At 61.2% G+C, this 23228-nt stretch carries 21 protein-coding genes; 9 read left to right on the top strand and 12 right to left on the bottom strand.

Annotation, left to right across the window (positions count from 1 at the left end):
- Positions 1-15: 15 nt before the first annotated feature.
- From ACM6JQ_RS11735 to ACM6JQ_RS11755, 5 genes are all read right to left on the bottom strand, one after another.
- Positions 16-804 (bottom strand): molecular chaperone, encoded by a 789-nt coding sequence (locus tag ACM6JQ_RS11735; protein ID WP_095113716.1) that lies wholly within the window; start codon positions 802-804, stop codon positions 16-18.
- Positions 805-837: 33 nt separating this feature from the next.
- Positions 838-1338, bottom strand: coding sequence for a spore coat U domain-containing protein (locus ACM6JQ_RS11740; protein WP_007917272.1), 501 nt, complete (start codon positions 1336-1338; stop codon positions 838-840).
- Between the two features lie 4 nt (positions 1339-1342).
- Complete coding sequence (locus ACM6JQ_RS11745; RefSeq protein WP_007949687.1) at positions 1343-1879, bottom strand: spore coat U domain-containing protein; 537 nt, start codon at positions 1877-1879, stop codon at positions 1343-1345.
- A gap of 20 nt (positions 1880-1899) precedes the next feature.
- A complete protein-coding gene (locus tag ACM6JQ_RS11750) occupies positions 1900-2433 on the bottom strand; it encodes a spore coat U domain-containing protein (RefSeq protein WP_007917274.1) in 534 nt (177 codons plus the stop codon).
- Between the two features lie 99 nt (positions 2434-2532).
- On the bottom strand, positions 2533-3036 hold the full coding sequence (locus ACM6JQ_RS11755; protein WP_095113717.1) for a spore coat U domain-containing protein: 504 nt from the start codon (positions 3034-3036) through the stop codon (positions 2533-2535).
- A 305-nt stretch (positions 3037-3341) separates the two neighbouring features.
- Between ACM6JQ_RS11755 and zapE the strand changes: the two genes are divergently transcribed.
- The gene (gene zapE / locus ACM6JQ_RS11760; protein ID WP_095113718.1) at positions 3342-4472 is read left to right on the top strand and encodes a cell division protein ZapE; all 1131 of its coding nucleotides are present in this window, start codon (positions 3342-3344) and stop codon (positions 4470-4472) included.
- A 216-nt stretch (positions 4473-4688) separates the two neighbouring features.
- Positions 4689-6002 carry a leucine-rich repeat-containing protein kinase family protein gene (locus tag ACM6JQ_RS11765; protein ID WP_095113719.1) on the top strand — a complete coding sequence of 438 codons (1314 nt, stop codon included), beginning with the start codon at positions 4689-4691 and terminating at the stop codon, positions 6000-6002.
- 126 nt (positions 6003-6128) lie between these two features.
- On the opposite strand, the gene ACM6JQ_RS11770 is transcribed toward ACM6JQ_RS11765, so the two are convergent.
- Positions 6129-6833 (bottom strand): YebC/PmpR family DNA-binding transcriptional regulator, encoded by a 705-nt coding sequence (locus tag ACM6JQ_RS11770; protein ID WP_007917279.1) that lies wholly within the window; start codon positions 6831-6833, stop codon positions 6129-6131.
- 221 nt (positions 6834-7054) lie between these two features.
- Here ACM6JQ_RS11770 and ACM6JQ_RS11775 point away from each other — a divergent pair, with 221 nt between their 5' ends.
- A complete protein-coding gene (locus tag ACM6JQ_RS11775) occupies positions 7055-8452 on the top strand; it encodes a type VI secretion system Vgr family protein (protein WP_414893849.1) in 1398 nt (465 codons plus the stop codon).
- 25 nt (positions 8453-8477) lie between these two features.
- Here the strand turns inward: ACM6JQ_RS11775 and ACM6JQ_RS11780 are convergent, their stop codons facing one another.
- Both ACM6JQ_RS11780 and ACM6JQ_RS11785 read right to left on the bottom strand, forming a co-directional pair.
- On the bottom strand, positions 8478-9869 hold the full coding sequence (locus ACM6JQ_RS11780; protein ID WP_095113721.1) for an FAD-dependent oxidoreductase: 1392 nt from the start codon (positions 9867-9869) through the stop codon (positions 8478-8480).
- Positions 9870-9943: 74 nt separating this feature from the next.
- Positions 9944-11269, bottom strand: coding sequence for an MFS transporter (locus tag ACM6JQ_RS11785; RefSeq protein ID WP_007917286.1), 1326 nt, complete (start codon positions 11267-11269; stop codon positions 9944-9946).
- 281 nt (positions 11270-11550) lie between these two features.
- On the opposite strand from ACM6JQ_RS11785, the gene ACM6JQ_RS11790 reads away from it, so the two are divergent.
- A complete protein-coding gene (locus ACM6JQ_RS11790) occupies positions 11551-12423 on the top strand; it encodes a LysR family transcriptional regulator (protein ID WP_007917288.1) in 873 nt (290 codons plus the stop codon).
- Positions 12424-12545: 122 nt separating this feature from the next.
- Here the strand turns inward: ACM6JQ_RS11790 and ACM6JQ_RS11795 are convergent, their stop codons facing one another.
- Complete coding sequence (locus ACM6JQ_RS11795) at positions 12546-13406, bottom strand: LysR substrate-binding domain-containing protein (RefSeq protein WP_414893850.1); 861 nt, start codon at positions 13404-13406, stop codon at positions 12546-12548.
- A gap of 112 nt (positions 13407-13518) precedes the next feature.
- On the opposite strand from ACM6JQ_RS11795, the gene ACM6JQ_RS11800 reads away from it, so the two are divergent.
- The 3 genes from ACM6JQ_RS11800 (at position 13519) to ACM6JQ_RS11810 (ending at position 16339) form a co-directional block, all read left to right on the top strand.
- Complete coding sequence (locus ACM6JQ_RS11800; protein ID WP_414893851.1) at positions 13519-14628, top strand: 2-aminoethylphosphonate--pyruvate transaminase; 1110 nt, start codon at positions 13519-13521, stop codon at positions 14626-14628.
- 145 nt (positions 14629-14773) lie between these two features.
- The gene (phnX, locus tag ACM6JQ_RS11805; RefSeq protein WP_095113725.1) at positions 14774-15601 is read left to right on the top strand and encodes a phosphonoacetaldehyde hydrolase; all 828 of its coding nucleotides are present in this window, start codon (positions 14774-14776) and stop codon (positions 15599-15601) included.
- A gap of 189 nt (positions 15602-15790) precedes the next feature.
- Positions 15791-16339, top strand: a complete 549-nt coding sequence (locus ACM6JQ_RS11810) for a cytochrome b (RefSeq protein WP_007917296.1) — start codon at positions 15791-15793, stop codon at positions 16337-16339.
- 3 nt (positions 16340-16342) lie between these two features.
- Here ACM6JQ_RS11810 and ACM6JQ_RS11815 read toward each other — a convergent pair whose 3' ends face one another.
- Positions 16343-17269, bottom strand: a complete 927-nt coding sequence (locus ACM6JQ_RS11815) for a 1-aminocyclopropane-1-carboxylate deaminase/D-cysteine desulfhydrase (protein ID WP_414893852.1) — start codon at positions 17267-17269, stop codon at positions 16343-16345.
- A 225-nt stretch (positions 17270-17494) separates the two neighbouring features.
- Entirely contained in the window at positions 17495-19534 is a 2040-nt protein-coding gene (locus ACM6JQ_RS11820) for an FAD-dependent oxidoreductase (RefSeq protein ID WP_414893853.1), read from the bottom strand.
- A 208-nt stretch (positions 19535-19742) separates the two neighbouring features.
- Here ACM6JQ_RS11820 and ACM6JQ_RS11825 point away from each other — a divergent pair, with 208 nt between their 5' ends.
- Together ACM6JQ_RS11825 and ACM6JQ_RS11830 are read left to right on the top strand one after the other, a co-directional pair.
- Positions 19743-20873, top strand: coding sequence for a nitrilase-related carbon-nitrogen hydrolase (locus ACM6JQ_RS11825; RefSeq protein ID WP_414893854.1), 1131 nt, complete (start codon positions 19743-19745; stop codon positions 20871-20873).
- Between the two features lie 3 nt (positions 20874-20876).
- A complete protein-coding gene (locus ACM6JQ_RS11830) occupies positions 20877-21917 on the top strand; it encodes an AraC family transcriptional regulator (protein WP_414893855.1) in 1041 nt (346 codons plus the stop codon).
- Between the two features lie 419 nt (positions 21918-22336).
- On the opposite strand, the gene ACM6JQ_RS11835 is transcribed toward ACM6JQ_RS11830, so the two are convergent.
- Positions 22337-23197 carry a DUF2242 domain-containing protein gene (locus ACM6JQ_RS11835; RefSeq protein ID WP_414893856.1) on the bottom strand — a complete coding sequence of 287 codons (861 nt, stop codon included), beginning with the start codon at positions 23195-23197 and terminating at the stop codon, positions 22337-22339.
- Positions 23198-23228 lie beyond the last annotated feature (31 nt).

The raw sequence follows: 23228 nt of genomic DNA on the forward strand, positions 1-23228 counted from the left end.
TGCGCTACGACTCACTCACTTGGCTGGCGTGATGCTCTGCACCTGTGCCGCGCCATTTACTCGTACCTGCAACGCTGAATCACTGGTCAGCGGCGTCGGTGCCGGCCAGCGCATCACCGCACCGGGCAGCACATAACCCAACAACCCTTCGGCCAATGGCTTGCTCTGCCCGGCCTGTTTGATGGCCACGTCGGTCAGCCGGGCATGCACCGCGCCCTGATTGCGCACTTCGACATAGGGCTTGCCGTCCACCGCCACCGTGCGCCAGCTCAACTGCGGCAGGCCGACACCTTTGGGATCCCGCGCGCGGCTGCTGTCTTCCTTGCTCCATAGCCCGGCGCCATAGGCAAACAGCGGTACCGAATAACGCATCTGGAAGCGGATCGCGGCGGCGGTTTTGCCGCCGTCGGTAGTCGCTGGTTGCGCAGTGGGAATTTCGTCGATGATGATTCGATAGGCCAGTTCCTGCCCCGGCGGCACTTCCTTGGTCCGGGTCAGACGCACCAATTGTTTCTGCCCTGGTTCGATTTTCGCCACCGGTGGGCTGCCGATCACGTCACGCTGGTTCTGGTATTGCTCGGCGAACCCACTCTGGCTCCAGCCGAACACGCGGATCTGCAGATTGGCGGTTTCGCTGCCGCGGTTCTCCAGCCACAGCGCACTGGCCTGCTGATCAGCCTCCAGCACCGGATCGATCGGCCAGATCAGCACCGAACTGGCAGCGTGTGCGTTGCTTGCCCCGAACATGACCACCGCGCACATCGCGCAACACACGAGCGAATGCCGTGACGTAACTGCCCCCATAAACCTGCTCCTTGTCGGCCATTCAACTTCGCCTTACCACGACAGTTGCACCTGCAACACGTCGCTGTACGTCCCCCCAGGCTGATTGCCCGGCAATTGCACCTGACCGTAAATCGGCAGGCTGATGTTGTTCGCATCGCTGTAAGCCACCGCCACACTCTGGCCAATACCCAGGCTCTGGCTGTAAGCCGCATCACGAAACAGTGCATACGCCACCCGCGCGCTGCCGCTGTTGACCTGCATATGCCGGCCGCTGCTGTTGTACTGGCCGCCATCGACGCTCATGTTCAGCGTTACGCCCGGCGTGCATTGCAACTGCACCCCGCCGGTCAGCGCGACCTGTACGGTGCCGGTGGCCAGTGCCGAACGTGAACCGAAATTCAGCCCGCCATAATTCGATACCCCGCCCACCACCAGACACCCGGCAGTGACCGTGGCGCTGACCTGAAAGCTCTGGCTGGTCGCGGCGGTCAGCGGCAGCGGTGCACTGCCCGCACAAAGCAGGAGCAACGCGGCGCAGCCATGGCAGCGCATGGCATCAGAACGTCAGTTCAACAGCGACGGTGTCGGTGTAAGTCCCCGCCGGCAAACCGGCCTTGCCCACCGCCTGACCGTAGAGGTTCACCGTCTGCGCGACACCGGTGCTGGCCGCAAGGTTGATGGTCCCGTCGATCGCCAGCAGTTGCGAGTGCCCGGCATCGGTGTACAAGTCGTACGGCACGTAATTGGCCACCCCGTCATACAACGCTCGCGTGCCGCCCGGCGACATGCCGTCATGGGAACCCGCGCGCACCTTGACCGTCGGCGTGGTGCCACTGGAGCAGAGAATCGACAGCGCCCCGCCACCACCGCCCAACACCTGCCCGGTGGCGGTGGTGAACAGGCTGTTGGCGGTGCCGAAATTCAACGCACCGAAGTTCAGCCCGGTGGAACCGCCGGCGCCGTTGACCTGACAACTGCTGATCAGGATCAGGCTGGAGGTGATCTGGCCGGTGACCGTGGTGGCGGCGTTGGCACTGGAAACCAGCGCCAGGCCGAGTAACGACAAACCTATCCTTGATGCAAACGTACGCATGGTGTCCGTCCTCTACGGGTTTACCAGTCGAGCGTCACCGTCAGGGTGTCGGTATAGACCCCTGCCGGCACCGCGCGGGTATTCGCCACCACCGAGCCAAATACCGGAATGGGTATCTGCGCACCGCTGGTGACAGCGAAATTGTGTTGCTGGCCGATGCTGTAGCTCCGGGCGCCGGAGGGATCGACAAACAGCTGATAGGGAAGGGTCTGGCGGCCGTTGCTCAGGCGCCGGGTGTTGCCGTCACCGTGGGTACCGCCATCGATAGTGACGGTGAAGCCGGTGACCGAAGGATTGCAGGCAACGTTGAGTGTACCGCTGCTGTCACCGTCGAGACTGGCCTTGATCGGTGCGTTCCAGGTGGGCCCCTGAAGGCCGAAATCGAGGGTGCCGAGGGCACTGACCGGGCTCTCGGGCGTGCTGGTATTGGTGACTTCGCAGCCGGCAATCAGGATCAGCCGCGCATTGATCTGCCCGCTCATCGCCGCTTGCGCGTCATCTGCGAGCAATGCCAGCGTACCTGCCGCCACCACCATCCAGTGTTTGCCTGTCATTGCGCCCGTCCCTGCTCCTTCACGCTGAATCGATCACCGCGCTCATGATTGAACGCCTTCCTTGTGCACCCGCGTCCAGCGGTTGCCTTGATACCGCGATCACCAGGTAACCGTCACCTTGACCAGATCCGAATAACGACTGACCTGCGGCACCCCAGCCAGGCGTTCGATCCGCGCATACAGCGGCAGTTCTACCGTGCCACTGTCCGGCACCCGCCCGCTGACTGGCACATCCACCACCAGCGGTACCCGGCGCGCCGCGTCCTGATACAAACGATACGGAATCGGTTTGCTGCCGAACGAACCGGCCATGTAGCGGACTTCACCGACACCGCCATGCAAGCCGCCATCGACGCGCATCTGGTACGGCGTGTCCGGGTTGCACTCCAGCCGTGGCAGGCGCTGATTGGTCAATGCGGCAGCCAATGGCCCGGCGGGGTCATCGAGGCGTGCGGTGCTGCCGAAGTCGAGCACACCCAGTTGCTCAATGCCGGCGCCACGCTGCTGGCCGATCAACTGGCAGCCGCGCTGCACGTCAACGCGCACTTCGACTTGAAGATCCGCCGCATGAACAGGCGCAACGAGTACAACCAGCAAGCCCATGACTACCTGTACATTCACTGCGCCGTTCCTTGTCAGCGATCGCTTGCGACGTCGTTTCTGTGATTGAGGTTAGCAATGGTCGACGATTCCGCCAGTCGATTGGATCCAGGGATCGCCCGAGATATGTTTCGAAAGGTTGGCAACACCTCGAGCCATGTCGCTAAAAATAGCTGTACATGCCGCACGAATTTGTCCAATAACCGCCCACTCTCGGATCGTCGCGGTGGCTGGCCAAGTCGGCGTCTGGTTACACTACGTTGCCGCGCTCCCGGGAGCCGGTCTTGACGAACACGGAGACGCCCACAGTGCCTGCCCAACCGCCGAAACGATCACGACTGATCCAGCGCTGGCCGGCGTTGCGCCGCTGGTTCGGCAAAGGTTTTCCGGCCAGTGCCGGCCATGATGCCAGTGCCCAGTCGATCCGCGATTACTTTCGGCAAAAGGCCAGTGGTCAGGGCTACACCCTCAGCCACAGCCAGCAGTGCGTCATCGATTGCATGGCGCAGCAGGCGAGTCTTTTGCTCGGCGCAAGCGCTCGCACACCCCAGAGCCTCTATTTGTTCGGCGCTGTCGGGCGAGGCAAGAGCTGGCTGCTCGACGGTTTCTTTCAAGCCTTGCCGATCACCCAGAAACGGCGTCTGCATTTCCATCAGTTCTTCGCGCAATTGCATCAGGCCATGTTCAGTCATCGCGAGCACGACGATGCTCTCGAAGTCTGCCTCGACGAATTGCTGCAAGATTGCCGGGTGCTGTGTTTCGACGAGTTTCATGTGCATGACATCGGCGATGCCATGCTCATCACCCGGCTGTTCAAGGCACTGTTCAAGCGGCGGATCCTGCTGCTGGTCACCTCCAACTACGCGCCTGAAGGCCTGCTGCCCAATCCGCTCTATCACGCCCGCTTCAAACCGGTGATCGAACTGATCAATACGCGCATGCAGGTGATGGAGGTCGGCGGCCCGCACGATTACCGCAGCCAGACGCGCCATTCTGCACATCAGATCTTCACCCAAGGGCATTACGTGTGGCCGGCGACGCCAGCACAGCGCGCCGCCCTCGATTTGCCACCTGCCGACGCACCAACCGTCACGCTAACAGTCGGCACCCGGCAGTTTCAGGCGCGGTTTTGTCAGGAGCGGCGGGTCGGTTTCACCTTCAACGACCTGTGTGAACAGCCAACGGCGGTCATGGATTACCTGGAACTGTGTCGACGTTTCGACCGCTGGATCATTGATGATCTGCCAGAACTGGCGCAATGCTCGATCGCCGCGCAACAGCGTTTCATCAACCTGATCGACGTGCTGTACGACCAGGATAAGCACCTGACGCTGCTCGGTCGACTGCCCTTGCGCGAAAGCATGGACGGCCATGTCATCGACCTGGCGCGCACGCGCAGCCGCTTGGGGCAGTTGCAAGAAGTGCACGGGACGATCTGAGCACGCTATTCCCCTGTGGGAGCGAGCCTGCTCGCGAAAGCGCCCTATCAGTCAAAACATCAGCTTCTGACACTCCGCCTTCGCGAGCAGGCGCGCTCCCACCAAGGGCTACTGAAGTTTCGCCATCTGTCCAATTCAAACCCGGGCTTTGCCGTTATCATGCTGCCCATTCCCAGCGCCCCAGCGTCGCTCCACTGAACAATAGCGAACACCAACATGCACACCCTTGCTCAATTGCGCGCCGGCGAGTTGTCGGGCATTACGCGTCTGGATCTGTCTTGTGGACTGACCGAGTTCCCGCGCGAGATTTTCGACCTGGCCGACACCCTGGAAATCCTCAACCTCAGCGGCAACCAATTGAGCAGCCTGCCGGATGACTTGCATCGTCTGACGCGCCTGCGCGTGCTGTTCTGCTCCGATAACCCGTTCACCGAACTGCCAGCCTGTCTCGGCCAGTGCGCGGCGCTGACGATGATCGGTTTCAGGGCCAATCGCATCGTCAACGTCCCCGCTCAAGCGCTGCCGCCTCAGTTGCGCTGGCTGATCCTGACCGACAACTGCATCGAAAGCCTGCCAAGCGAACTCGGTGAGCGCCCGGCCCTGCAAAAACTCATGCTGTCCGGCAATCGCCTGCAAGCGCTGCCGTTCTCGCTGAGCAACTGCCATCGACTGGAGCTGCTGCGCATTGCCGCCAACCGCCTGACCGAACTGCCGCAGTGGCTGCTCGCGCTGCCGAGCCTGACGTGGCTGGCCTACGCCGGTAATCCGCTGGAAACCGAGGCAAACGCCGCCGCGCTGGAAGCGACGCCGCACATCCCTTGGTCAGCGCTGCGCCTGGAGCAACGGCTGGGTGAAGGCGCTTCGGGGGTGATTTCCCGGGCGAGCTGGCAACGCGACGATGGCTCAGTGACGCCGGTCGCGGTGAAACTGTACAAAGGTGAAATGACCAGCGACGGTTCACCGCTGCACGAAATGAATGCCTGTATCACCGCCGGTCTGCATCCCAATCTGATCCGCATCGAGGGGCGCATCAATGGCCATCCCGACGGCCAGCAAGGCTTGGTGATGCAGTTGATCGATCCGTCTTTCCGCAACCTCGCCGACCTGCCAAGCCTGGCATCCTGCTCGCGAGATGTTTACGCCGATGATTGCCGGTTCAGCGCCGAGGTTGCGCTGAACGTTGCCAAAGGCATTGCCTCGGCGGCAGAACACTTGCATCGGCAAGGCATTACCCACGGCGATCTCTACGCGCACAACATTCTGTTGAATGAACGCGGCGATTGCCTGCTCGGGGATTTTGGTGGGGCGTCGTTTCACGCGGTTGCCGACACAGCAGAAACACGGGCGTTACAACGTATTGAAGTGCGCGCGTTCGGGATTTTGCTGGGGGAATTGCTGGCACGCATCGACTCGGGGTTGAGTGATGAATTGCGTGCGGTGCTCGAAGAGCTGGAGCGGCGTTGCTGTCAGGCGGAGGTGCTGGCGCGGCCGGGGTTTGCTGAAGTTAATGCGGTTCTGCGGCAAAGCTGACTGCTGCGCAGTCAATCGCGGGCAAGCCCGCTCCCACAGTGTCCGAGTCGCTCACAAAATGTGTGGACACCTCTGAACCTGTGGGAGCGGGCTTGCCCGCGATGAGGCCATCACCGGAGAAACAGATCAGCCCGCCAGGCCAACAAACATGTCCTGCACGTCATCATGGTTGTCGAGGCCTTCGAGGAACGCTTCAACCTCAGCCATCTGCTCGTCGCTCAAACCGCTCACCGGGTTCTTCGGCTGGTAACCGAGTTTGGCCGACAACACGGTGAAACCTTGCTCTGGCAGTGCTTTCTGCACCGCATCCAGATCGGTAGGGTCGGTCAGGAACAGCGTCGCGCCCTCTTCGCCTGGCTCGAAATCCTGCGCGCCGGCTTCGATGGCGGCCATTTCCGGATCGGCGTCCGGGGTGTCCGGCGAGGCTTCGATCATGCCGACGTGGTTGAAGTCCCAGGCCACAGAGCCGGAAGCCCCCAGTTGGCCCTTGCGGAACGCCACGCGGATTTCCGCGACGGTACGGTTGATGTTGTCGGTCACGCACTCGACGATCAGCGGCACCTGGTGCGGGGCGAACCCTTCGTAGGTCACGCGATGGTACTGCACGGTTTCACCCAGCAGACCGGCGCCTTTCTTGATCGCGCGGTCCAGGGTTTCTTTTGGCATCGAGGCTTTCTTGGCCTGTTCGACCACCAGACGCAGGTGTGCGTTGGTGGTGGTATCGGCACCGTTGCGGGCAGCGATGGTGATTTCCTTCACCAATTTGCCGAAGATCTTGCCTTTGGCGTTGGCTGCCGCTTCTTTGTGTTTAACCTTCCACTGTGCGCCCATTACTCACTCTCTTGATCTGTGGCGCCGAGACATCTATTGGCCGACGCGTGGCGCCAAGTTTATACGGCCTAAAGTCGGCAATCGACCAAAAAAACGCAATGTGGAATCGACATCTTCACCAAAGCGTGTAGGGCGATTCTGAAAAACGGATTTGACATGACCATTCAACGCTGCGGTTTCGTACCCTCTCAGGCCCGTATTGCCTGACAGAGCCCGTTCGAATGCTCAATGACAAGGAAAGTCCTTTTACCCTGACCCTGACCGACAGCGGTCTGTGCCTGCCAGTGGTGCGCTTTCACGGCGAGGAAGCGCTCAACCAGCCCTACCGTTTCGACATCGAACTGATCGGCCTGGCCCCCGCCATGGCGCCGGGTACATTTCTGCATCAACCGGCATTTCTGCGCCTGGACGACCATCATGGGATTCACGGCGTGATCGACAGTGCCAGTTGCGAACATCGAGGCACACACCGGATCGGCTATCGACTGACGGTTGTGCCGCGCCTGCAGAGGCTGGCCCAGCCGAGCAAACGGCGCGTGTTCGTGCAACTGAGCGTGCCGCAGATCCTTGAGCAATTGCTCACGGAAAATGCCTTGCCCGCTGACGGCTACCGGATTGAAATGAGCGTCGGGCAATACCCGATCCGGCCGTTTTGCATCCAGTACGAAGAAAGCGATCTGGCGCTGCTGGACAGGCTTTGCGAAGAGGAAGGCATTCACTATCACTTCGAACACCGGGTGGACGGGCACATTGTCGTGTTTGCCGATGACAGCCTGAGCTTGCCGCAAATGCCGGTTCTGGTTGCATTCAAGGCTTGCGAGCAAACGCCCTCCCCCTGCGTCAGTGCGCTGTACCAGCATCATCACGCTGCCCCCATCGCCACACTGCATGCGGTGCGTAATCGAGGGCAGCAAGCGCTCAGCGACGATGCCGCCAACCACATCACAGCCAATCCCCTGCCGCCGATACCCTCTCTCGAACAACGTCACCACGAACAACGCAGCCGTCGACATCTGGAACGGCAACGCTGCCAGCATCGCACGATCAACGGCCGCTCTGACCGGGTGGGCTTGCTCAGTGGGCATCTGCTGCAAGTGTCGGCGCATCCGATCAGCCACTTCAACGAACAATGGCGACTCACTTCAATACGCCATCATGGGCAACATCCGTCGATTCTGGATCCGACACCGCCGCGGCACCGCTACCACAACGATTTCACCGCCCAGCCCTGGTCGACCGACTACCGTCCAGCGCTCAAACAAACCCGCCCGGCCATCGCTGGGTATCACCTGGCACAGGTGGTCGGACCCATCGGGCAACCGGCGCAGCTCGATGAGCAAGGTCGAGTCGCCGTCAGGCTGTGGCCCTCGGAACAATCGCAAACACTTGATAGCGACGCGGTCTGGCTGCCCATCGCCATGACGCGAGCCAATGGTCGATTCGCACGGGACGAACTGCCCTGCGCCGGCAGTGAAGTGTGGGTGAGTTTCCTCGACAGCGACCCGGACCGGCCAATTCTCTGTCTGGGCAACGCACCCAACCCGACGCCTCGCGAACCACCGCCCGCACGCGACGACGACTTGTTGCTCGACTGGCTGCTCAACAGCGACGCCCGCTGATCCCGCTACATCAACACGCCGTGCTTCAACCTTTGTCGGCCTTGCCCGCCGCTGCGGCAAATTTGGCCAGACGCACATCCAGATGCCGAGGCCGCCGGCCGTGATCCTCGGCGCGCTCCTTGCGGCGGATGGCGTTGCGCACCATCAGCGAGCCGAGGTAACGGATCGGCTCCGGCGGGAAGTAGCCCAGCGGCCCGTTGACCAGCGGCGAACGCGTCCATGGATTGTCCAGGCCTTGCACCAGCGAAGCGAGAATCTGCCCGCCCATGTGACATGGGCCGACACCGCTGCCCGAATAGCCGAAACCGTAAAACACATTGCCGGCGCTGCTCATCTGGCCGAAGAACGGCAAACCGGTGACCGAGCGATCCGACGGGCCGTTCCAGGTGGCCTCGACTTTGACATCGGCAAATGCCGGGAAGAAGTCGGCGAGGCTGTTTTTCAGCAGGCCGGCATAGGGCGATGGCTGATCGAATACTGGCAGCATGCGCCCGCCAAACGCGAAGGTATTGCCGCCCTTGCCGAGCATGATCCGGCCGTCCGGGGTGTTGTGGTAGTAGTGCACGAAAATCCGCGAATCAAGCACGGTGACGCCACTGGTCAAACCGATCTCCTGTAACAGATCCGGGCGCGGTTCGGTGATCAGCATGTCGCTGGAAACAATCGCCACGCTACGTTCGAACTGCGGGAAGGCACGGGCCATCCACGCGTTCATCGCCAGCACCACGCGATCAGCGATCACCGTGCCATTCGGCGTCTGCAAGCGCGCCGGGCGTCCCTCCTCCAGACCGGTCATTGCCGTGTTTTCGTGAATCTTCACACCCAACTGCAATGCCACCCGACGCAAGCCACGCACCAGTTTGCCCGGCTGCACACTGGCCGCTGCCGGCGAGAACCAGCCCTCCAGATGTTTGCTCGAACCGGCCATGCGCTGCACATCGGCCAGCGGACGCTGGGTGAACGAGTTGATGCCATTGCGCTCCAGTGCGGCAATCACCGCGTCGGTCGAACCGACTTGCGCGCGGTTGGTCGCGGTGTACAGCGTGCCGTCCAGACGGTAATCGGCGTCGACACCGTACTGCTCACAGAACTCGCCGATCGCGTGGATACTGCGTTCCGATTCCTTGACCAGACGTACCGCCTCCTCGACGCCAAACAGGCGCTCAAGGGTGAAATACTTCGCCGACCACGACAGCGCACACCCGCCATTACGCCCACTGGCGCCAGCGCCGCAGATGTCCGCTTCGATCAGCAACACATCGAGTTCGGGGTTCTGTTGCTTGAGCATGATCGCCGTCCACAACCCGGTGTAGCCACCGCCGACGATGCACACATCGGCGCGGACTTCGCCGTGCAACGGCGGGCAGGTTTCAGAGCTGTCGGCCTGCAAGGCCTGCTCCAGCCAAAACGGTCTCATGTGGGGTACTCCAAGTCAGATGGCCACGACCCAGCCTGCCGCGAGCGCCGCAGCAGGCCGCGAGGCAAAGGGTTTCAGGAACGCAGGGGTTTGATCGTCAGCGGGCAATTGGGGATTGAGGCACGCGGCTCCATCACGCCGACCGGACGGCTGTTCCAGTGCGGAATCAGCACCAGCGCCGAGAACAGCGCACAACCGGCGAAGACGATGAACACCGTCACCGAGTCGAAGTAGCCTGGCAGCAAACCGCCGAGTACCGCGCCGACCGAGCCGCAGCCGTTGACGAAACCGGCCGCCGTGGCGCCGGCCTTGGCTTTGCCGAAGTCGATCGCGGCGGCACCGCTGATCATTGAATCCGGGCCGTAGAGGGTCAGGCCCATGACAAACAACAATGCGACCACCAGCAACACACTGCCGCTCTGCAACGCAGCCATGAACAGCGCCAGCGTCACAGTCAGCGCCAACAAGCTCAATACGCAGGCCGGCATGCGCCGGGCACCAAAGAGTTTGTCCGAGGCCAGCCCGATCAGGATCGGCCCGAGCAACCCGGCCAGTTCGAACGAGGTGGGAATGATCGCCGCGCCGACCTTGCCGACACTCGGCATCTGTTCAAAGACAATCACCGGCCCCCACAACAGAATCGCGTATCGTGCCGGTTTCAACATGAAATACGCCAGACCCAGTACCAGCACCGTGCGGTTACGCAGGATTTCCTTCAACGGCTCCCAGACGCTGAGTTTGCTGTTGGCTTCGGTTTCTTCCGCCGTCAGTTCAGGCTCCGGCTCGACCGCCGGCAAGCCGACGTCTTCGGGTTTATTGCGCTGGAAGATAAAGAACAACACCGCCACCACGGCAACCACCACCGCACTGGAAATGAATGCCGCGTGCCAGGTGCCCATCAAGGTATACGCCCACCAACCGGCGAACGGCGACGCTACCAGACCACCAAAGGCGTAGCAGGAACTCCATAACCCGAGCACTCGCCCGCGTTGTTGGGAAGGGAAAAAACTGCCGAGGTTTTTGCACAATCCCGACCATCCGGTGGATTGCGCCAGGCCCTGAATCAGCATGCAGGTAGCGAAGATCGGCAACGTGGCGAAACTGCCCATCACCAACGCCGCCGCTGCGGAAATCAGCAAACCGCCGAGCACCACGACCCGTGGGCCAAAGCGGTCAGCGAGCATGCCCCAGGTGAACTGGCCGAGGGCATAAGCCGCCAGATAAATCGCATCGAGGTTGGCCATGGCCATTTTGTCGAGCATGAAGGTGGGGTCTTCGGCGATGCCCAGTTTGGCCACCGAAAACGCTTTGCGGGTGAAGTAGAAAGCGGCGTACGCCAGCCAGGTAATCGCGAAAATCTGCACGCGCCAACGCGCAATGGTGCCGATGTGCTTGTTCATGGTGGTTCTGACCTCAGGGTGTGAGTGTGCCGGCAGAATCGTTAAGCAAAACGCCTGTGTTTTTATTGTTGAGCACTGCGATATCACCCCGTCCCTACGGCAATATCGGTCAGATGAGTCCTGCTGTTGCACGCACAGGCTCATGGCCACCGTGCTGCCCGAGCGGGCAGTCAGCGATGGCGTGAACCGATCAAAGCAATTACTGTTTAATAAATAAAATCGATTTATCGTATTTCACACATAAGCTCAGCTTGTTACTGACTTATCGATCAGGTGACTGCATGTCGGTGTCCCACGCCCAACTCAAAGCCTTCCACGCCGTGGCCGTGCATGGAAGCTTCACCAAAGCCGCCGAGCGCCTTTTTCTCACGCAACCGGCGATATCCGACCAAGTGCGCAAACTCGAAGAGCGTTTCGGCGTTTTGCTATTCCACCGCAATAAACGTTCCGTGCGCCTGACCGACCTGGGCGAGCGCTTACTGGCGATCACCCAGCGCCTGTTTGTAATTGAAGCCGAAGCGCAGGAACTGCTGCAGGAATCCCAGGCCCTGCAGACCGGCAGCCTGATTCTGGCGGTGGATGCGCCGGTGCACGTGTTGCCGCAGATCGCGCGGTTCTGTGAGCGCTATCCGGGCATCAGCGTGAAGATCGAGACCGGCAATACCGATGAATCGCTGTTTCGCCTGTTCAACTATCAGGCCGATCTGGCGTTGCTTGGGCGTGATGTCAGTGATGAACGCTTGCTGTGTGTGCCGCTGCGCAATGATCCGATGGTGGCGTTCGTATCACGCAATCATCCGTGGGCCGAACGTGAATCGATTTGCCTGGCAGACCTGGATGACACGCCGCTAGTGTTGCGTGAACACGGTTCGGTGACGCGGCAAACGCTGGAAGAGGAAATGGCGCGGGCGGGGTTTCGTATTCGTCCGGCGATTCAGGTTGAGGGGCGGGAAGCGGCGCGCGAGGCGGTGGTGGTCGGGATTGGTGTCGGCGTTGTTTCGGCGGCGGAGTTTGGTGCGGATTCGCGGGTGTGTGCGTTGCCGATAATAGATTGCACACGACGACTGACGGAGACGCTGGTGTGTTTGCGCGAGCAAAGCAATCGACGGGTGGTGGCGACCTTCCTCGATATGGTTCGCGACAGTCTTGTGTAAGGAATACCGGCCCCATCGCTGGCAAGCCAGCTCCCACAGGTTTCTTGGCTGTACCCAGCACCTTTGAACGACCGAGATCACTGTGGGAGCTGGCTTGCCAGCGATTGGGGCGACTCGGTGTATCAGGCCGGCGCCAAGCCAAAGAACGCCTGAATCAAGCGCAAATCCCGGCGCCGCTCCATGCAACCAATCATGTGCCGATTAACCAGCCCTTCGCCGACAATCGGAATCGCCACCACCCTCGGGTCATGACTGACCTCCACCGAGGACACCACGCCAACGCCCAACTCAGCGGCAACGGCTTCGGTCACCGCCTCACGGCTATCGAGCTCCAGCAACACGCGCGGATGGATCGACGCCTGCGCACAGGCCTCATCAAACGTGCGCCGGGTGATCGAACTCGGCTCGCGCAACACCATGATCACTTGATCCAGCTCCTTGAGCTTCACTTCCCCGGTGCGCATCGCCCACGCATGCCCTGCCGGTACCAAGGCGCAGATCCGTGATTCGCTCAACGCTTGCAGATGCAAGCCTTTGCGCGGCTCCACTTCGGTCAACACCGCCACATCGGCGTGTTCCGACAACAACGCCGCGAGGGTTTCCTGAGCATTGCCCAAACGCAGATTCACGGTGATCCCCGGATACCGCGCACGCAGGCTGGCGAGCATCGGCATGACCATGTGCGGCCCGTCCGCCGCCACTTCCAGCCGTCCGGTGAGTAATTGCCGGTTGGCCTCGAGCATCGTCTGCGCCTCTTCCGCGAGGCCAAACATTGCGCGGGTAATCGCCGCGAGTTTGGTGCCCTCCTCGGTCAGTTCCACCCGACGCGCGGTGCGCCGCAACAGAGTGATCTGGTAGTGCTCCTCCAACGACTTGATGTGCCCGGTAACCGCCGGCTGACTGATGAACAAGCGCGCGGCGGCGCGGGTGAAGCTGCCTTCACGGGCCACGGCGTCGAACGCGCGGAGCTGGAACAGGTTCATGAATAACTCTCGCTGATGGCTGGCATAACAACAAACAATTTGATTGATGCAACGGCGAATTGCAACGTATGCCCCGTAGCTTCATCCCACAGCGCAATCCGAGGACATACGAATGAGTATCGCCGAACCCATCCTGCTCACTCCCGGCCCGTTGACCACTTCGGCCCGCACCCGCCAGGCGATGATGGTCGACTGGGGGTCATGGGATGACCGCTTCAATCAACTGACCGCCAGCCTGTGCGAACAACTGCTGGCGATCCTCAACGGCGCCGCCACTCACCACTGCGTGCCATTGCAGGGCAGCGGCACCTTCGCTGTTGAAGCGGCCATCGGCACCCTGGTGCCGCGTGACGGCAAAGTGCTGGTGCTGATCAACGGTGCCTACGGCAAGCGCCTGGCGAAGATTTGCGAAGTGCTCGGCCGCTCGTTCAGCACCTTTGAAACCGCTGAAGATGAGCCGACCACCGCCGCTGACGTCGATCGCCTGTTGCGCGCCGATAGCAACATTACCCACGTTGCGCTGATCCATTGCGAAACCAGCACCGGGATTCTCAACCCGCTGGCGGAGATCGCTCAGGTCGTCGAGCAACACGGCAAACGCCTGATTATCGATGCCATGAGTTCCTTCGGCGCATTGCCGGTGGACGCGCAACAAGTGCCGTTCGACGCACTGATCGCCGCGTCCGGCAAATGCCTGGAAGGCGTGCCGGGAATGGGCTTCGTGTTTGCTCGCAAAGAGTCACTGGCCGCTGCCGCCGGTAACTCGCATTCGCTGGCAATGGACCTGTACGACCAGCACGCTTACATGATGAAAACCGGGCAATGGCGCTTCACCCCGCCGACCCACGTGGTCGCGGCGCTGCACGAAGCGCTGCTGCAATACAACGAAGAAGGTGGCCTGCCGGCGCGGCATGCGCGCTATGCCGCCAACTGTCAGGCATTGATGGATGAGATGAGCAAACTCGGTTTGCGCAGCTTCCTGCCGGCGGCGATTCAGGCGCCGATCATTGCCACGTTCCATGCGCCGCAAGATCCGCGTTATCAGTTCAAGGATTTCTACGAGCGGGTCAAGGCCAAGGGTTACATCCTCTATCCGGGCAAATTGACCCAGGTCGAGACCTTCCGCGTCGGTTGCATCGGCCATGTCAGCCCGGACGAAATGCGCCAGGCCGTGGCGGCGGTCGGTGAAGTGTTGCGTGAGATGGAAGTCCTCGAAATCTGAGCCACACCACCAATCCCTTGTAGGAGTGAGCCTGCTCGCGATGAGGCCGTGTCAGTCGACGAAGATGTTGAATAATCAACCGCTATCGCGAGCAGGCTCATTCCTACAGTTTGAATTGCATTGCCAACTCAGGAATTTGATCAACATGAACTACATCAATCCAAACAAGCTGCAAGCCGCGATCCTCGACTGGGCCGGCACCGTGGTCGATTTCGGCTCGTTCGCACCCACGCAGATCTTCGTCGAAGCCTTCGCCGAGTTCGACGTGCAGGTCTCCATCGAAGAAGCCCGCGGCCCGATGGGCATGGGCAAGTGGGACCACATCCGCACCCTCTGCGATCAGCCACAAGTGGCCGAGCGTTATCGCAAGGCATTCGGCCGCACGCCGACCGATGACGACGTCACCGCGATCTACAAGCGCTTCATGCCGCTGCAGATCGAGAAGATCGCCGAGCACTCGGCGCTGATTCCCGGCGCACTGGAAACCATCGCCAATCTGCGTCAGCAAGGGATCAAGATCGGTTCCTGCTCCGGCTACCCGAAGCAAGTGATGGACAAGGTCGTCGAACTGGCTGCCACCAACGGCTACGTCGCCGACCACGTGGTTGCCACCGACGAAGTGCCGAATGGTCGCCCATGGCCGGCACAGGCCCTGGCCAACGTGATCGCGCTGGGCATCGACGATGTCGCGGCGTGCGTGAAGATCGATGACACCGTGCCGGGCATTCTCGAAGGCCGCCGCGCCGGGATGTGGACCGTGGCACTGATCTGCTCGGGCAACGCGCTGGGTCTGGATTACGCCGGTTTCCGCGCCTTGGGCAGCGATGAACTGGCCAGCGAACGCAAGCGCATTCACGCGCTGTTCGAAGGCTCGCGCCCGCATTACATGATCGACACCATCACCGATTTGCCGGAAGTGATTGCTGACATCAACAAGCGCCTGGCCAACGGCGAGATGCCGCAATCGAGCTGATTCCTGGCGCTGGCTACAAACAAAAACGCCAGCGTCTGCACGACGCTGGCGTTTTTTATTGGCAAAGCCCCCATTCAGAGCATTGAAAGTCCGATCAGCCTCAGGCAAATCCGCCAAAGCGGATTACAGTTAAAGCATGCCGTCGCCCAAGAACGGCCGTTTTGACCCTGATCTGTGAGGAAACACCGTATGCCGTGGACAAGTTCCGAATCGCGCTACAGCACCGTCTCGGTCCTGTTGCACTGGCTGATGCTGGTCCTGTTGGTGCTGGTGTACGCCAGCATGGAGTTGCGCGGCCTGTTTCCCAAAGGCAGTGGCGGGCGCACGCTGATCCGCGAAGTGCACTACATGCTCGGCCTGACCGTGTTTGTGCTGGTGTGGTTTCGCCTGCTCGCGCGCAGCATTGGCCCGGCGCCGAAAATCTTCCCCGCCTCGCCGCAATGGCAAACCGTGCTGGCGCGGCTGATGCACTGGGCGTTGTACCTGTTCATGATCAGCATGCCGATTCTCGGCTGGCTGATCACCAGCGCCGAAGGGCATCAGGTGATGTTCTATGGTTTTGATCTGCCGCTGCTGGTCGCGGAGAACAAGGATTTCGCCAAACAGGTCGAGTACTGGCATGTGCTCATTGCCACGATCGGCTACTGGCTGATCGGCCTGCACGCGCTGGCGGGGATCTATCACCATTATGTGGTGCGCGATAACACCCTGCTGCGGATGATGCCCAAGCGCGGTTGAGCGTCAGGGGCTGGCGATAAACCCGCGCCGCCCCTGCAAACCTCCGGTATGAATGAAGATCAGCCGTGTGCCGGCTGCGAACCTGCCCGCCTCGACTTGCAGTTTGAGCGCCAGCAACGCCTTGCCGGTGTACAGCGGCTCCAGAGGAACGCCGCTGGCCTGTTCGGTTTGTTCGATGAACTCAAGCAACGCCGGATCAACCTTGGCGAAACCGCCGCGGCTGGCGTCGATCAGTTCATAGCGCCCGTTGCCCTGCCCTGCGGCTTGCAGGATCGACTCGACTTGCGGCGCCACGCCGTGATCATCTGGCACAGCCAGCGCGCCATAGACCGGGTGGGCCCCTGCTTCGGCCAGCAGCAATCCCGCCAATGTCGTGCCGGTGCCGCAGGCCAGCCACCAAGCGTGATAATCACTCCAGCCCAGCGTGTGCAATTGCGCTTGCACCTGCTGTTTGATGGCCGCACAACCGAGCGCCCCCGTTAAGCTGCCACCGCCCTCGGGCACCGCATACAACTGCGGATACTGCGCGCGCCAAGGCGCCCAGAATCCCGGTTCATTGCGTGCGCGATAGCCGCCATAACCCAACCAATGCAACTGCATGTCGAATGCCTGCAGATCCAGCACCGTCGGTGTTTCCTGCGCATGTCCACGCAGCAGCCCCACGGTTTTGAACCCCAGCCGTTTTCCCGCCGCCGCCAACGCATGCAGATGATTGGAGTGAGCCCCACCGAGACTGATGATGCCTTCGGCACCCACGCGATCAGCGGCCTTGAGGTGTTCGACGAGTTTGAACCATTTGTTGCCGCTGATCAGCGGGTCGATCTGGTCGAGGCGCAGGATGGCGACTTCAATGCCGGCGGTTGCGAGCCAGTCGAGTTGAAGCGGTTGTAGCGGGGCTTGGGGGAGCCAATCGGAGGGAGGCAAAAGCATGGGCGGCGATTCGATCTGGACAGAGCCGGCATTCTAGTCGCTCAGAAGCAGCCATCGCGAGCAGGCTCACTCCTACATTGGTTTGGTGGTGCTCACTGCATCTGTGAACAACACAAACCCTGTGGGAGCGAGCCTGCTCGCGAAAGCGGAGTGTCAGCCAATACATATGTCGACTGACACCACGCCTTCGCGAGCAGGCTCGCTCCCACAGGTTCAGCGCAGGGCTTAAAGTTCAGCGGCGAGGCGCGAACCCTGGTTGATCGCACGCTTGGCATCCAACTCCGCCGCGACATCGGCGCCGCCGATCAGGTGCACGTTCTGCCCCGCCTCAACCAGACCGTCGTGCAGTTCACGCAGCGGATCCTGCCCCGCGCAAATCACAATGTTGTCCACCGCCAGCAGTTGTGGCTCGCCAGTTTCACCGATTCGAATGTGCAGGCCTTGGTCATCGATGCTCAGGTATTCAACGCTGTTGAGCATCTGCACCTGTTTGTTCTTCAAACCGGTACGGTGAATCCAGCCGGTGGTTTTACCCAGACCATCACCGACCTTGGTTTTCTTGCGCTGCAACAGAAACACTTCACGGGCCGGGGCATGCGGTGCGGCTTTGATCCCGGCGACGCCACCGCGAGCCTCCAGTTTGGTATCGATGCCCCACTCTTTCCAGAACGCGGCGCGATCCTGACTGGTGGCCACGCCTTCGTGCACAAGGAATTCCGACACGTCAAAACCGATACCGCCGGCGCCGATCACAGCGACACGCTTGCCGACCGGTTTACGCTCAAGGATCACATCCAGGTAGCTCAGCACCTTGGCGTTGTCGACGCCCGGAATCGCCGGCACACGCGGCGCAATGCCGGTGGCGAGGATGATTTCGTCGTACCCGCTTTCAACCAGTTTCGCCACGTCGACGCGGGTGTTCAGGCACACCTCAACGTTCGTGGTCTGCAGCTTGCGCTTGAAGTAACGCAGGGTTTCGAAAAACTCTTCCTTGCCCGGCACGCGCTTGGCGATGTTGAACTGGCCGCCGATTTCGCTGGCCGAATCGAACAACGTCACCTGATGGCCACGCTCGGCGGCCACGGTCGCGGCAGACAAACCGGCAGGGCCGGCGCCGACCACGGCGATTTTCTTGCTCTGCTGCACCGGCAGGTAGTTGAGTTCGGTTTCGTGGCACGCACGCGGGTTGACCAGACAGCTGGTCAGCTTGCCGCCGAAGGTGTGGTCGAGGCACGCCTGGTTGCAACCGATGCAGGTGTTGATTTCATCCGCACGACCTTCAGCGGCCTTGTTGACGAAGTCCGGGTCGGCGAGGAACGGCCGCGCCATCGAGACCATGTCGGCATCGCCTTCAGCGAGAATCTGCTCGGCGATTTCCGGGGTGTTGATGCGGTTGGTGGTGATCAGCGGGATCTTCACCGAGCCGCGCAGTTTGGCCGTGACCTTGCTGAACGCCGCACGCGGCACTTTGGTGGCGATGGTCGGAATCCGCGCTTCGTGCCAGCCGATGCCGGTGTTGATGATGGTCGCGCCGGCTTGCTCGATGGCTTTGGCCAGGGTGACGATCTCGTCCCAGGTGCTGCCGCCTTCGACCAGATCGAGCATCGACAAGCGGAAAATGATGATGAAGTTCGGGCCTACCGCTTCGCGGACACGGCGAACGATTTCCACCGGCAGGCGCATACGGTTTTCGTAGCTGCCACCCCAACGGTCGGTGCGGTGATTGGTGTGCGCGGCGAGGAACTGGTTAATGAAATACCCTTCCGAGCCCATGATCTCGACGCCGTCATACTCGGCGGTCTGCGCCAGTACCGAGCAGGTGACGAAATCGCTGATCTGTTTCTCGATGCCTTCTTCGTCCAGCTCTTTGGGCTTGAACGGGTTGATCGGGGCCTGGATCGCACTCGGCGCGACCTGCTTCGGGCTGTAGGCATAACGCCCAGCGTGAAGGATCTGCATGCAGATCTTCCCGCCCGCGTCGTGCACCGCGCGGGTGACGATGCGGTGCTTGAGCGCTTCTTCCTCGGTGGTCAGCTTGGCCGCACCAGAATAGACGCCGCCCTCGTCGTTCGGACCGATACCGCCAGTGACCATCAGGCCAACGCCGCCTCGGGCACGCTCAGCGAAGTACGCCGCCATGCGCTCGAAACCACCCGGTTTTTCTTCAAGGCCCGTGTGCATCGAGCCCATCAGGGTGCGGTTGCGCAGCGTGGTGAATCCCAGGTCCAGCGGGGCCAACAGGTGCGGGTAATGAGCGGCGGTCATCGGTAACTCCACAACGAGCAATCACGTAAAAGTTGCGGGAGCTCTGCGGCCCCCGTCAGTCATGTTCGACAGACTAAGAGTCGCATCGCTGTCACTCAATGACCGTAACTGACAACTTATTGATCCAAATGCGCAGCGCCCCTTGGCAACCGGAGCCATGGGCCCTACCCTAGTCGCCATACCCTGCACCCGGTAGTTGTTGGTTTTCATGCGCAAACTTTTGTACCTGTTTTTTTCCATGGCCCTCGTTGCCGCCCTGACCACCTACGCCATGTGGGCGGCGGACCGGCCGGCGGGGCATTACCTGTCGGACTTACGCATTAAAGTCGCGGTCGATCAGGGCACCCCCGCCGATCGCGGCAATCTGCTGGGCATCCAGCCCGAACTGTTTCCCACCGATTATCAAAGCGCCGAACGCTTGCACCGCAAACTCGCGGCTTATCTGCAGCAAGCCCAGGATCAAGGCCTGCTGAATGACAAAACCGTCGTGGTATTGCCGGAAAACGTCGGCACCTGGTTGCTGCTCAGCGGTGAAAAAGACGAGCTGTATCAGGCTCCGACCCTCGCCGAGGCGATGAACTGGCTGGCGGCGAGCAATCCGTTGTTGTTCGCCCGCGCCTGGTTCAGTGCCAACGGCAGTGACCGCCTCAATGACGCGTACCTGCGCATGAAATCCAAGGCGATGGCCAAGGATTACCAGGCACTGTTCGGTGGTCTGGCCAAAGAGTTTCATGTGACGCTGGTGGCGGGTTCGATCGTGCTGCCGGAACCGAGCATCCGTGATGGCCAGCTCAAACCCGGCAGCGGTGCGCTGTTCAACAGCAGCGTGGTGTTCGGCCGTGACGGCGTGCCGCTGGGTCAGCCGCAACGGCAGATGCACCCGGTGTTCGATCAACGTGAAGTGATCGAAGGTGCAGACAAACATGCGCTCAACGTGGTCGACACCCCGGCCGGACGCCTCGGTGTGCTGATTGGCAGCGACAGTTGGTATCCGGACAATTACCGCAAACTCGATGAGCAAAACGCACAATTGGTTGCGGTGCCGGCGCAGGTGTTCGGCCAAGGCGCGTGGAATCAGCCATGGCGCGGTTACAAAGGTTCAAGTACCCCGGGCTCGGTCAGTCTCAAACCCGGTGAGCTTACAGAAGGACAGGCTTGGCATCGGTTGACGCTGACCGCGCAGCCACCGAGCAGCCGAGCGATCGCCGGCATCAGTGTGTTCCTGCGCGGGCAGTTCTGGGACAAGGCCAGTGCCGGTCAGAGTTTCCTCAGCAGCAACGGTCAGCAGTTCGCCGATGGCGAGGCCCGTGGCGCGCGTTTGTTGAACATCTGGTTGTAAGCCATGAAACCGCTGCCGATGCGTTTGGGGGATCTGTCGGTGGGCTTCGTGCACAGCCTCGCCGATGCCGTGCGCAGTCATGCGCTCGATCCGCAGCCGCTCCTCGAGCAATATGGCCTCGACGCCGCACGGCTGGCCGAGGCCGGGGCGCGTTTGTCGATTCCGCGCTATATGCGCCTGGGCCACGCAGCGATTCAACTGACCGGCAATTCGGCGTTGGGATTGCGCATGGGTCAGCTCAGTCGCCTGAGCCAGGCCGGGCTGGCCGGTGTCACCGCCGCACAAGCGCCCACCGTGCGTGAGGCCGCGCGCTGCCTGATCCGTTTCGAAGCGTTGTACGGCTCCAATTATCGCGGCCAGTCGAGTTTCCACGAAGACGCCCATGGCGCGTGGCTGCGTTTCTATTCGATCAGCCCGTACAACGCCTATAACCGTTTTGTCGTGGACTCAATCATCGCCGGGTGGTTGCATCAGCTCTCCAGTGTCAGCGGTGAACCGCTGCGCGCCGAACGCATTGAAATCGAATTCGATGAGCCCGATTACCGCGAGGCTTACAGCGTGCTGGGGGATTGCCAGATCCAGTTCGGTGCCGAGCGTAATCAACTGCGCCTGAACCTCAACAGCCTCGCAAAGCGCAATCCCGAGCATTGCCCGAGTACTTGGCGGCATCTGCTGCAGTTGTGTGAGCGGGAACTTGAGCAATTGACCCGAACCCGCAGCCTGCGCGAACGCATCACTCAGCTATTGGGGCCGTTGCTCAATGGCGGCCGGGAACCCGACCTGGAAGAAGTGGCGGCACGCCTGAAGCTGCCGACCTGGACGTTACGGCGCAAACTGGCCGAGGAAGGCACGCAGTTTCGCGCGATCCTCAACGACACGCGTCGGGATCTGGCGATGACCTACATCCGCGACACCGAACTGGCTTTTGGCGAAATCGCCTACCTGCTGGGTTTCGCTTCAGCCGAAGCGTTCCAGCGAGCCTTTAAACGCTGGAGCGGTCAGACGCCCGGCGAATTCCGCCGCAGTCACCGCAAAACGGCATAAAAGCGGCTGCGCGTTACCAGCTTCAAGCTGCAAGTCAAAGCTCGGTGGCGTCTTCGGCGGGCTCGGGTTGATCCAGTTCAAAGGCCTGATACTCGAGCAGCTCTTCTTGATATTCATCCATCGTGTAATCCCCCTGCTGCTCTCTTGAATGGGCCTGAGCAAATGCCCAGTACCTCGAGCTTAACGTGCTCGTGTGAAGGAAAAGTGAAACCCGGCCTTCATGATTAAAACGTAGCAGGTGGTCAGGAATTTATCGCGGGAATTTTGTCAGGGGAATGTAACGAGATTTTAAGCCACCGCAAAAACCACTGTGGGAGCGAGCCTGCTCGCGAAGGCGGCCAGTCAGTCACATGCGTGCTGAATGTTCCGACGCTTTCGCGAGCAGGCTCGCTCCCACAGGAATTTGCGGTGAGGCTGGTTTATTGGCCGGACGCTGGCATCGCCGGAATCGGCTCGGATGGCGGCGGGATGTCCGGGTTGGCCGGTGGCGTGATGGTTTCGGTCGTCGGCGCCGGTGCAGGTTCTGCGCTCGGCGCCGGAGTGATCGGCGCGGCCTCTGCCGGTGGCGCAACCGGTTCAGACGTCACTGGCGCGGCCTCGGCGGGTGCGGGAGCGGGCTCCGCTGCAGGCGCAGGGGTTGCGGCGGGCGCAGGCGTTGGAGTCGGCGTTGGCGCCAGCGCTGCCGGAGCCGCCTTCGCCTCAGGCACGCCGAGGTCAGCCTTCGGCTTCTCTTCAATGTGCGCAGCTTTCTTTGCTTCCGCCGGCAGGAACAACTCCACTAGCGTGAAGAAGCGCTCATAGAACTTCTGCGACGTCACCGTCTCGCTGGCAACCTTGACCATCGAATCGTCGGACGAGCCGATCGGCATCGACACCGAACCCAACACACCCACGCCGAGGCTGGCGGAGTTGTTGGTCTTCTTCAGCGCATAACGATCCTGCAAGGCGTTGGCAAACATCGTCGCATGGTGCCCGACACTGCCGTCATCGGCGCAGACCACGTTGAAGCTGATCTCCATGTGGGTGTCGCCGGTTTGCTGGAAACTCTTGTGGCCACTGACCAGTTTCGGGTCACTGCTGGTGATGATGTAGCCCTGGCTGAGCAACGCACGACGGGCCGCTTCGCAACTGACCGAATCGGTCACCGGGTAATTGCGCGAAAACGTACCAGAGTCATCGAAGTTCTCATGCTCATACATCGGCTTGTCTTTCGAACAGCCGGCAACAGCGGTCAACAACAGCGCCAACCCGACAACACGCATGGGAGTGGAAATCAACATTGAACATCCTGAGAGAAAACAGTCCGGGGCG

Origin of the sequence: Pseudomonas sp. IT-232MI5 (genome assembly GCF_949767845.1) — a bacterium.
GTDB lineage: Bacteria > Pseudomonadota > Gammaproteobacteria > Pseudomonadales > Pseudomonadaceae > Aquipseudomonas.

Bases quoted from the DNA above. Each gene is read 5' to 3' on its own strand.
- ACM6JQ_RS11755 (WP_095113717.1), bottom strand. From the start codon at position 3,036: ATGGGCTTGCTGGTTGTACTCGTTGCGCCTGTTCATGCGGCGGATCTT.
- ACM6JQ_RS11770 (WP_007917279.1), bottom strand. From the start codon at position 6,833: ATGGGCGCACAGTGGAAGGTTAAACACAAAGAAGCGGCAGCCAACGCC.
- ACM6JQ_RS11800 (WP_414893851.1), top strand. From the start codon at position 13,519: ATGAGTATCGCCGAACCCATCCTGCTCACTCCCGGCCCGTTGACCACT.
- ACM6JQ_RS11780 (WP_095113721.1), bottom strand. From the start codon at position 9,869: ATGAGACCGTTTTGGCTGGAGCAGGCCTTGCAGGCCGACAGCTCTGAA.
- ACM6JQ_RS11765 (WP_095113719.1), top strand. From the start codon at position 4,689: ATGCACACCCTTGCTCAATTGCGCGCCGGCGAGTTGTCGGGCATTACG.
- ACM6JQ_RS11745 (WP_007949687.1), bottom strand. From the start codon at position 1,879: ATGCGTACGTTTGCATCAAGGATAGGTTTGTCGTTACTCGGCCTGGCG.
- ACM6JQ_RS11790 (WP_007917288.1), top strand. From the start codon at position 11,551: ATGTCGGTGTCCCACGCCCAACTCAAAGCCTTCCACGCCGTGGCCGTG.
- ACM6JQ_RS11815 (WP_414893852.1), bottom strand. From the start codon at position 17,269: ATGCTTTTGCCTCCCTCCGATTGGCTCCCCCAAGCCCCGCTACAACCG.
- ACM6JQ_RS11830 (WP_414893855.1), top strand. From the start codon at position 20,877: ATGAAACCGCTGCCGATGCGTTTGGGGGATCTGTCGGTGGGCTTCGTG.
- ACM6JQ_RS11835 (WP_414893856.1), bottom strand. From the start codon at position 23,197: ATGTTGATTTCCACTCCCATGCGTGTTGTCGGGTTGGCGCTGTTGTTG.
- ACM6JQ_RS11810 (WP_007917296.1), top strand. From the start codon at position 15,791: ATGCCGTGGACAAGTTCCGAATCGCGCTACAGCACCGTCTCGGTCCTG.
- ACM6JQ_RS11775 (WP_414893849.1), top strand. From the start codon at position 7,055: ATGCTCAATGACAAGGAAAGTCCTTTTACCCTGACCCTGACCGACAGC.
- ACM6JQ_RS11820 (WP_414893853.1), bottom strand. From the start codon at position 19,534: ATGACCGCCGCTCATTACCCGCACCTGTTGGCCCCGCTGGACCTGGGA.
- ACM6JQ_RS11735 (WP_095113716.1), bottom strand. From the start codon at position 804: ATGGGGGCAGTTACGTCACGGCATTCGCTCGTGTGTTGCGCGATGTGC.
- ACM6JQ_RS11785 (WP_007917286.1), bottom strand. From the start codon at position 11,269: ATGAACAAGCACATCGGCACCATTGCGCGTTGGCGCGTGCAGATTTTC.
- ACM6JQ_RS11740 (WP_007917272.1), bottom strand. From the start codon at position 1,338: ATGCGCTGCCATGGCTGCGCCGCGTTGCTCCTGCTTTGTGCGGGCAGT.
- phnX (WP_095113725.1), top strand. From the start codon at position 14,774: ATGAACTACATCAATCCAAACAAGCTGCAAGCCGCGATCCTCGACTGG.
- ACM6JQ_RS11750 (WP_007917274.1), bottom strand. From the start codon at position 2,433: ATGACAGGCAAACACTGGATGGTGGTGGCGGCAGGTACGCTGGCATTG.
- ACM6JQ_RS11795 (WP_414893850.1), bottom strand. From the start codon at position 13,406: ATGAACCTGTTCCAGCTCCGCGCGTTCGACGCCGTGGCCCGTGAAGGC.
- ACM6JQ_RS11825 (WP_414893854.1), top strand. From the start codon at position 19,743: ATGCGCAAACTTTTGTACCTGTTTTTTTCCATGGCCCTCGTTGCCGCC.